Here is an 8,781-nt window from a genome sequence, read left to right as displayed (position 1 = left end):
GTCCAGCGTCTACGCCTGACATGAAGTGTAACTTTCTGACCTCGAATTGGAAAGTCACTAATCTCAGCTGAGGGCATAAAGCCTTTAGACTCTAGCTTAGTGTTTTCATATCCTGAAGGAACTATGTTTTTTTCATCAAGATGAATATGGAGTTGTTTATCTACTTGAATAACTTCTAGGATATCGAAATATTCCAATAGCCCTTCGGGCATTAATAAAGTCAAAAGTTTACGTTCAGCGTCTTGCAAGGTGGTATATCGTTTAAAAATGCTAAACTAAGAATTATTTAATACTCCCCCCAACTTTTCGGTATGATCCATAATTATCGGAATTTGTTAAAAAATCACCTGTGTCAATAGTTGATTTAAACCCAAGAAAAGCCCTTTTTAAATAAATAAAGCGAATATGAAACATATTCGCTTTATTTCCAGTACCCAGCGCCGGAGTCGAACCGGCACATCCGAAGATATTGGTGTTTGAGACCAACGCGTCTACCGATTCCGCCAGCTGGGCATATTCCATTTGGAATGATGCAAATATAGCGCTAATCCCCAATTTTCCAAAAATTAATTACACAAGGCACATAAACTAATTGATTTATAAGTGATTTATTTTTCGAGTTAGCCCTGACTCGATATGGGAAGCGCAGATTCTCTTAACGAAATGCCTAGCTTACTAAGCTTACATGTAACCAATTCCTCCAAAAAATTTAAAATTACACAGCGAATTTTAACTAATTAGCGAATTCTTAACAAAAGTTAACCTCTATTAACACTTCTCCGATTAAACATTTGCACAATTAAGCCCTCTAACTAATAATCGTGAACGTTAAAATTTTAGGATATGAAAAAAGTATTATCAATTATAGCAGTATTAGCAGGTTTAAGTTTTTCTGCTTTTGCTCAGGAGGTTAATAATGAACCAACGAAAGAAGTTAAAAACAGAAAACAACATAGAACAGAACGAAAAGAGTTCAAGCGTAATCTGATGAAAAGTCCAGAAGAAATGGCACAATTCAGAACTGAAAGACTAGACAAGCAATTGAAGTTTTCTGAAAGTCAGAAAAAACAAGTGTATGCATTAGAACTTGAGAAATCAAAAAAGATACTTGCAAAACGCGAAGCGATTAAAGCGGAAAGACAAGCTAAATTAAAAGCGTTTAAAGAGGAACAAGAAACATTTAAAAATTTGTTAACCCCTGAACAACAGGAGATATACAAAAATAAATTAGCAGATAATAGAAAACACAAGTTTCAAAGAGGTGGCAAGAATGATAAATTTCATAACATGAGACGTAGCAGACCAGACCACACAAAACCTGTAGTTAAAGATCATAAAGAGATAGAATTAGATAGTTCAGCCAGTTAATGGTTAATAATTTTAGTTAGTGGTTATATGTTTAATGAAAAAGGTCCTGCAGTGATGCACGACCTTTTCTCGTTTTATTGATCATTCAATACAATCCACACCTTTTAATTTCTTTGAATCTTTGAGCCAAGCTCCAGGTCATTCTGAACAGTGATGGATCTAGGAATCCTTTCTTTCAGCTCCTCCACATGAGAAATTATCCCCACTACCCTATTCTCTTGGTGCAAGTATTGCAATGTATCAAAAACAATATTCATACTCTCAGTATCTTGGGTTCCAAAACCTTCATCGATAAAGAAAAAGTTTTTATCCGCTTTATTTAGCGATTGAATATTTTCAGCTAATGCTAAGGCTAAACACAAGGAAGCTTGGAAAGATTGACCGCCAGACAAGGTTTTTACAGAGCGTCTATACCCATTATTCAAGTAATCAATCACTTCAAATTCATTGTTTTCATTTAATGCAAGACTTAATTTATTGCGAGTAAGTCTATGGAAACGATGATTTGCCATGTCACACATCTGATTTAAATGAATACTTGAAATATAATTAACGAAACCATTTCCTTTAAATAGGTTTTCTAACACTTTCAAATTGTTAGACCGATTACTTATCGCTTCAAATTCTTCCAACAATTTCTCTTTTTTACCATATTCTAAGGTTAGATGAGTTAACTCTTTCTCCAAGCCCCCATATAGCGCAAACTGTAATTCCAATTCTTCTTTTTTCAGTTGAAATAATGCTTTCGAATTTTCTAACTGTTCCGCACTAAACGTTTTATCCGCCAAATAACTCGTTAAAGACTGTATTTGAGAATCTAGTACTTCTATACGAATGTAAAACTGCTGAATATCTTGCCTCAACTGCTCCACAGCCAACGGCTTTTGAATAATTTGATGTACTTGGGTAATATCATTAAAAGCATATTCCTTCAATAATTTCGCAATCAAGACCTGCTTTTCTTTCAGTAGCGCATTCAATCCACTTAATTGTTCCTTGGCAGCACTATACTGGCCAACGACTTCAGCTAATTTCGTTTTACTTGAATTGATTTGTTGATTTAAAGTCGAAAAAGATTGCTCAATCGAAACAATCTGCTGCTCCAGACGGCTTTTAGCTTGTATTATTTCTGCTAAAGCTTGATTTGAAAAATCCGTAAATTTCAACTGTTGCAGACCCGCTGCATGCTGGGTATTTACAATAGTTAACGCACTAATTTCCGACTTAATAAGCTCTAACTCTTTTTCATATTTCTGCAGATTTTCTCGTAATCGCTGTTCCTCAACTCTGCTGTCTTTTTGCTTAAGTTCTAGATCGGCAATCAATTTCTCGTTGGCTTGAATCTTTTCTTTCTGAGCTTCAAATGCATCAGCATTCTCTTGAGAATAGGCTGTCCAAATAAATTGTTCTCGATGTTCCCTTTCTAAATCCAACAAAGACTTTTCCTCTATCGATAAGCGCTCTTTTTGAGATTTTGAATTTATTAAGGCCATCGAAATTTTCGTCAACTCATCCCTTCGAACATGCCATTGTTTTATTTGATTTTCTAAAGCTAGTTTTAGTTCCGCATTTCTTTTTAACTCTTCTTGAACATGTTGAGCGACCATGGGTGCAGGATGATCCAATGCACCACAAAGAGGACAAGGTTTACCTAACTCTAAGGAGTTGGCAAAATGACTTAATCGATCTTGTACTTGTATATGTGTTTCTTGAACCTGCAATTGCCGAAGTTGATCATCAAACTCCTTTAACTCTTCCCGAATCTTAGCCTCCCAAGACCATTCTTCATAACCAAACGCTGCAAATTTCAAATAATCTTGCTGTATTTCTGTATCCAATTGAGCAAGCTTCACTTGGTTAGTTGCGTGTTGATCTACGAGTGTTTCCTTTCTTTGATACCATTTTTCCATAGCAATCAATTGAACGGTATCCATTTTTTCGGCTTTTAAGGTATCCAGTTGCTTATCCCTTGCCATGATTTGGCCTTCGTTTTCCGCAATGGTCAATTTTACTCGATCCACATAAGGGGTACCTTTCGCTAACCTTTTCGTCAATTCTTTTTCTTTCTCCCTATTCTCCTTAAGTTGAATCAGGAGCTTAAAATCTTCCACCTCCGTCCGAAAAGCTGGAATTTTGAGGTAGCTTTCTTGCACCCGCTGAATTTCCAATTCCAAGGCATCAATATCCTTCGATTGTCGCTCCTTGCTGATTTGTAAATTTTCAACCCGGTGGATCAATGCTTCCTTTTGAAGGTTGAGTTCTTGCAAGGAGTTCAAGGGTTCTTTAAATGCGCCAGATACGAGGACAAAGTGATTCAGTTCTTCTTCCTGTTGTTTTATTTTGGCACTACGTAAGGAAAGTTCTCCAAATTGCGTTTTCTTCCCTTGCAATTCAACCTGCTTATCATGATACTCTTGTAACTGCAGCACTTGTTGTTGCAATTCTTGAAAAGCCTCCTTTGCCGCATTAAGATTTATTTTTGTTTCCGCTACTTCTTTTTGTTTCTGCTGAAGTGCTTCCACAGAGATCATTTCAAAACCTGATAATGCTCCTCGTAAATGCTCCAACTTTTTATTATTCCATTGTTGTAAACTGGAAACTTTTGGACCTAAATCAAATTTATTTAGATGAAAGATTTCTTTCATCATCTCAGACCTGTCCTTACCTTTCAACTCTAAAAACTCCCTGAATTGGCCTTGAGGAATAATAATCGTCCTCCTAAAATTTGGATACGATAAATTTGTTACTTTAGCCCCATCTGCCGAATCCATTGGAGTCCAATCATTTTCTTTCCATTCATAAGCCATCCGTTCTATCGGCGTGGTATCTTCAAAGTTTTTCCTTCGTTTCCATTGTGCCACAAAGCGGAATTTACGTTGCTCAAAATTTAAAAACTCAAACACGATTAATGTTTGATTAGATTTTAAATTCATCATATTATACGCTCGCTTATCCGTCTTATTCAATCGCTCAGTATCCCCATAGAGCACAAAACTAATCGCTTCTAATATAGATGATTTACCAGAACCTACTGACCCGAAAATGCCAAATAAACCTGCTTCGGTCAATTGACTAAAGTCAATCACTTGTTTTTCTTGGTATGAATACAGTCCTTCAATACTTAATAATAATGGCAGCATAGTTTAATCTTCCTTTTCGATGGTTTGAGATGAAACTTCATCAAATAAATTCAACAATTCTTCATTAGGTATTTGACCATACCGAGATTTAAAATAATCAGAGAATAGTCCTTTAATATCTTGATCAAGATTAATTTGGCTTACCCCTATTTTCTGAGCCTCTTCTTTTTTAACCACTGGAATTACATGAATAATACCATCGTGCGCGCCATGGAGACGTTTCATGTCCACAGCCGTTAAAAATGATTCCGATTCCAACGTCAATTCGATTAACGCATTCGGATGCTGTTGCAACCATAAAACCGCATCATCGATGTGTTGAAATCTTTTCCTAAATAAAGGTCTACCCGCTTGTAAAGGAATGGCACGGTAGGACGCTGCAGCATGAGGTTCCAAATCTACTATTACCACTTGTTTCTGTTGCCCTGCCTCTGAGAAAGAATAACATAAGGGACTACTTGGATAAACAACTGGCGCCGAATTATCGGCAATATTATGGAATCGATGAAGATGCCCTAATGCGGTATATTGGATGGTATCTGGAATACTATCCGAATAAACCAAATCTGCATAACCAACACGTATAGGCTTTTCGCCTTCAGGTTCTTCCAATAATTCTCCCCCCCTTTTCAACATGTACAGGTGCGCAGTCAATACATTCACACCCTGCGGATTGCAATATTGATCAGCGAGTTGCTTCCAACGATTTGCTAGAACCTCATGCAGCTGGGAAGCTTTATCTTCAAATCCTAAAAATTGTTTTAAGCGTACTTCATTGGCAAAAGGAGTACAAATGATCCGTATCGGGTAGGAAAATTGAGCTAAAGAAATTTCAATAAATCCTTGATCCACTTGAGTAATTTCAAAAGATTCATCCAATTTCAACGGGCGAATTTCTAAATTGGGATATCCGAAGAAAAGGATCCCACATTCCCTTGCCAATGGATCTGCAGCATCGATTCTATCGGGAGAATCATGATTTCCTGCAATCGCTATTACTGGACGTTTTCCATGATTAGCGAGCCTTTTTAAAGTTTTATATAATAATTCTGTCGCTTCAACGGAAGGATTAAAGGTATCAAATAAATCTCCTGCAACAATTATTGCATCCACCTGCTCTTGATCTGCAATTTCACAAATTTCAGCGAGCACTTCTTTTTGTTCCTCTAATCTCGAAAAATAATCTAATTTTTTCCCTAAGTGCCAATCCGCAGTATGTAATATTCGCATCTATTTTTATCCCATATGATGAAGGTTAAAAATAAAGAATTTTAATCAGCAAATGGGCTATTTAGTGGGAAAGAATTTACGAACAAGTCTTAGGAAGTGACTATTTTGAATCTGAGTGTCCCAGGTCTTTATCAGGGTTTACCTCATTGCGTACCAATTGCTTAAGCTCTTTTATTTCAGGAAAACGTTCCATTCGTTTTCGATCAAAAATTACATTATCATTGATGTAAATCGTGTAACGTCCACTGACTTTACTTGGTTGTAACAATACACCTTCTATATCATCCACAAATGTGGTTAATAATTCTTGCGCCATGTAGGCCGCACGAAGTAACCAACCACATTTAGGACAATATTCTATTCGAATAGTAAATTGCATACTAAGGTTTAATTAATTTTTTACGATTGTAAAAGGCTCTGCTTTACCATTATGACAGGTATTACAACTAATATTTTTAATAAGACCTTCATGTTCATGTTTGAAATGTTTTTTATTGATCTTATCCGTCATTTTCATCATTTCTCTAGCGACATTTTTCATTGGGTTAGCATCTGAAACAAAATCTAAACCCCGCTCTCCATTAGCTTTTGGCGCATGGCAATGTCCACATTTTACACCTAATGCAACATTAAAAGCACGCATTGTTTTCTCTAAATCTTCCTGAGAAATGTTTTTGGGTAATACTTTTAAATTCTTTGGTTTTTCGGGCTGATTTCCGGGTTGAAAGGCACTCAAACCAACTACTAGGCCACATAAGGCAAATATGATTAAAATTTTTCTGTTCATAAACTGATTTTAATAGCTTCCTGCAAGGTACAAAGAAATTCGCTAATTGTAATATTAATGTCATGAAAAACATCAATCATCTATTTATCAGTTACTTACATACATTTTCTTGTTTAATAAAAAACAAGTTTTTATCTTACCATCTTTAAAAAATTATAAAAAGGGTTTTCAACCTGCTCCGCATAAGGAGTAAAGCAATGTACCTGATGAAAATTATTTTACTATTTATTCCACTTTTCTTTTTCTTACTATCGCAAACATTTGCCCAATTAAAAGCGGTAAAACCTGATTCAGGGTATTCATATTTCGTGAGAACACCTGAAGGGATGAATAGTGCTGAAAAATTACCCGTAATCGTATTCTTACATGGACGAAGTTTATCTGGCCATGATTTAAACCGGGTAAAACGTTATGGTGTTCTACGAGCCATCGAAAGAGGAAAAGAATTAAATGCGATAATAATAGCTCCGCAAACCTCCAATGGTTGGGATCCAGATAAGGTTATCGAAGTGTTAGACCATGTAATGCAGGAATATCCTGCAGATAAGAATCGTGTTTATATTTGTGGCATGAGTATGGGCGGTTATGGTACGATGGATGTAGCAGGTAAATATCCAGAACGCTTTGCTGCCGCAGTAGCTATCTGTGGTGGAGGTACGGAAATTTATGCTTGCAACTTAACACAAGTGCCTTTATGGATACAGCATGGCAGTGCTGACCGAGCGGTTCCAGCTTCCGAATCCAAAAAAATATATAATGCCATTAAACGTTGTGATAAAGATGCGGACGCTACGTTAACAATCATTCCTGGAGGAACCCATGGCAGTGTGGAGAATTTATTTCATGGTGAAAAGATTTACGAATTCATGTTCAAGCATCATAAAGAAGGATAATTCGACCCATTAAATCGAGTAAGATTCTTCTGGATTAGCTTAGTTATTTGGGATAGGAAATTCACTTTGTATTTCCTTATGCTTCGCTTCTATACATCCACTCAAGTTCGAACGCTACCTAATTTAAACCCATACGTTATCCCTGATATTTTAATTTTCAAGAATGATTAAATAAGTATTACCTTTTCAGGATAGATATGCACTTCGCCTATATCCCCTTTTCTCAAGGTTATAGTTTCAGCACTAGCAGGTACTCCGCAGTATTTTTTACAACCTATCTAGAGACCCTACAATCTACCCACTAAAGAACAAGTAACTTGTTTCCCATTATACCCAGGCACCAAGACAAAATTTTCAGAAAATAGTGCTTGTTTTTTCTCCATTAAAGGAAGCACCCAATAGGCAATTTTCGTGCTTAATATACCAATCCCTGCGCCCATGGCAACATCTGTTAACCAATGTTTATTATTATACATTCTAAAAAAACCGGTACCCGCTGCTAATGTGTATCCAGCAACACCATACCAAATGGATTGATGATGGTATTCTTGCCAAAACAATTCTGCTCCAACGAATGCGGTTGCAGTATGACCCGAAGGAAAAGAATTAAATCCAGATCCATCTGGTCTCATGATGTCAATATTCGATTTCATGAGGTTTACCACTCCAGCCATTATGGCGTGTGAAATAGCTCCTGTATAAAGCCTTTGCTTTATATTATGTTTGGGTTTGATCCCTATATATTCCATTCCTAAAAAAGCTGCTGTACCCGCATACTGTGTAAAATCATCAATTGGAAATTTTTTAGGTATATTCTCCTGAAGTTCTTCCTTTAACAATTCATTTTGATAAATGAGGTAAGGATTTTTGACGGATATTAATCCAAATACAATTAAGGAAGAAGGCGCAATCAATTCTTTTCTTAAGATTAAGTTTGGCAATCCATTATTTTCAGGTATTTGGGTAAAGTGCAGCATTGTATCCCGCTGGGCAACACAGGGATGACTCAGGCAAGTCAACAATATACTCAATATAAAAAGTAATCGATTTTGGGCCTTACAAAACCGAATATCCAATCGATGGTAATTAAACTTTAGGAAGTTCTTTCTAATAAACTTATCCCATACAGATAGCCAGTAATCCATATAATTTTCAATGCTTAATTATCAAACGGTTGTTTATAAATCTTTAGTACATTTATCAAACTTATGGAAAATTAGGTTGATTTACTATACCCATTTTTAGGTATTTTTCGATATTCTTCTTTGGTAGTTGTGGTCTATTTTATACTTCCCAGACTAGGATAAACTAAAAAGGCAAAAGTCTTTTATAAAAACTTTTGCCTTCAAAAACCCATTCGGGT

At 36.1% G+C, this 8,781-nt stretch carries 8 protein-coding genes and 1 tRNA gene; 2 read left to right on the top strand and 7 right to left on the bottom strand.

Annotated elements, in window-relative coordinates; genetic code table 11:
• Both ACFRAE_RS09365 and ACFRAE_RS09360 read right to left on the bottom strand, forming a co-directional pair.
• The coding region (locus tag ACFRAE_RS09365) for an ISAon1 family transposase N-terminal region protein (RefSeq protein ID WP_422796884.1) at positions 1 to 248 on the bottom strand (248 nt) is incomplete at its 3' end.
• A gap of 183 nt (positions 249 to 431) precedes the next feature.
• A tRNA-Leu gene (locus ACFRAE_RS09360) sits at positions 432 to 513 on the bottom strand.
• Between the two features lie 330 nt (positions 514 to 843).
• Here ACFRAE_RS09360 and ACFRAE_RS09355 point away from each other — a divergent pair.
• Positions 844 to 1,368 carry a hypothetical protein gene (locus tag ACFRAE_RS09355; protein ID WP_422796883.1) on the top strand — a complete coding sequence of 175 codons (525 nt, stop codon included), beginning with the start codon at positions 844 to 846 and terminating at the stop codon, positions 1,366 to 1,368.
• A gap of 104 nt (positions 1,369 to 1,472) precedes the next feature.
• Here the strand turns inward: ACFRAE_RS09355 and ACFRAE_RS09350 are convergent, their stop codons facing one another.
• From ACFRAE_RS09350 to ACFRAE_RS09335, 4 genes are all read right to left on the bottom strand, one after another.
• Positions 1,473 to 4,508, bottom strand: coding sequence for an AAA family ATPase (locus ACFRAE_RS09350; RefSeq protein WP_422796882.1), 3,036 nt, complete (start codon positions 4,506 to 4,508; stop codon positions 1,473 to 1,475).
• A gap of 3 nt (positions 4,509 to 4,511) precedes the next feature.
• Positions 4,512 to 5,738: a metallophosphoesterase family protein gene (locus ACFRAE_RS09345; RefSeq protein WP_422796881.1), complete on the bottom strand. Its 1,227-nt coding sequence runs from the start codon at positions 5,736 to 5,738 to the stop codon at positions 4,512 to 4,514.
• Between the two features lie 100 nt (positions 5,739 to 5,838).
• Positions 5,839 to 6,117, bottom strand: coding sequence for a SelT/SelW/SelH family protein (locus tag ACFRAE_RS09340; RefSeq protein ID WP_422796880.1), 279 nt, complete (start codon positions 6,115 to 6,117; stop codon positions 5,839 to 5,841).
• Between the two features lie 12 nt (positions 6,118 to 6,129).
• Positions 6,130 to 6,525: a c-type cytochrome gene (locus tag ACFRAE_RS09335; RefSeq protein WP_422796879.1), complete on the bottom strand. Its 396-nt coding sequence runs from the start codon at positions 6,523 to 6,525 to the stop codon at positions 6,130 to 6,132.
• A 206-nt stretch (positions 6,526 to 6,731) separates the two neighbouring features.
• Here ACFRAE_RS09335 and ACFRAE_RS09330 point away from each other — a divergent pair, with 206 nt between their 5' ends.
• Positions 6,732 to 7,418: a prolyl oligopeptidase family serine peptidase gene (locus ACFRAE_RS09330; RefSeq protein WP_422796878.1), complete on the top strand. Its 687-nt coding sequence runs from the start codon at positions 6,732 to 6,734 to the stop codon at positions 7,416 to 7,418.
• 287 nt (positions 7,419 to 7,705) lie between these two features.
• Here the strand turns inward: ACFRAE_RS09330 and ACFRAE_RS09325 are convergent, their stop codons facing one another.
• Complete coding sequence (locus ACFRAE_RS09325) at positions 7,706 to 8,395, bottom strand: phosphatase PAP2 family protein (RefSeq protein ID WP_422796877.1); 690 nt, start codon at positions 8,393 to 8,395, stop codon at positions 7,706 to 7,708.
• Positions 8,396 to 8,781: the final 386 nt, after the last annotated feature.

It is taken from the genome of Sphingobacterium sp. HJSM2_6, from assembly GCF_049316305.1.
Taxonomy (GTDB): domain Bacteria; phylum Bacteroidota; class Bacteroidia; order Sphingobacteriales; family Sphingobacteriaceae; genus Sphingobacterium.
This window is presented reverse-complemented; position numbering and strand designations above follow the sequence as displayed.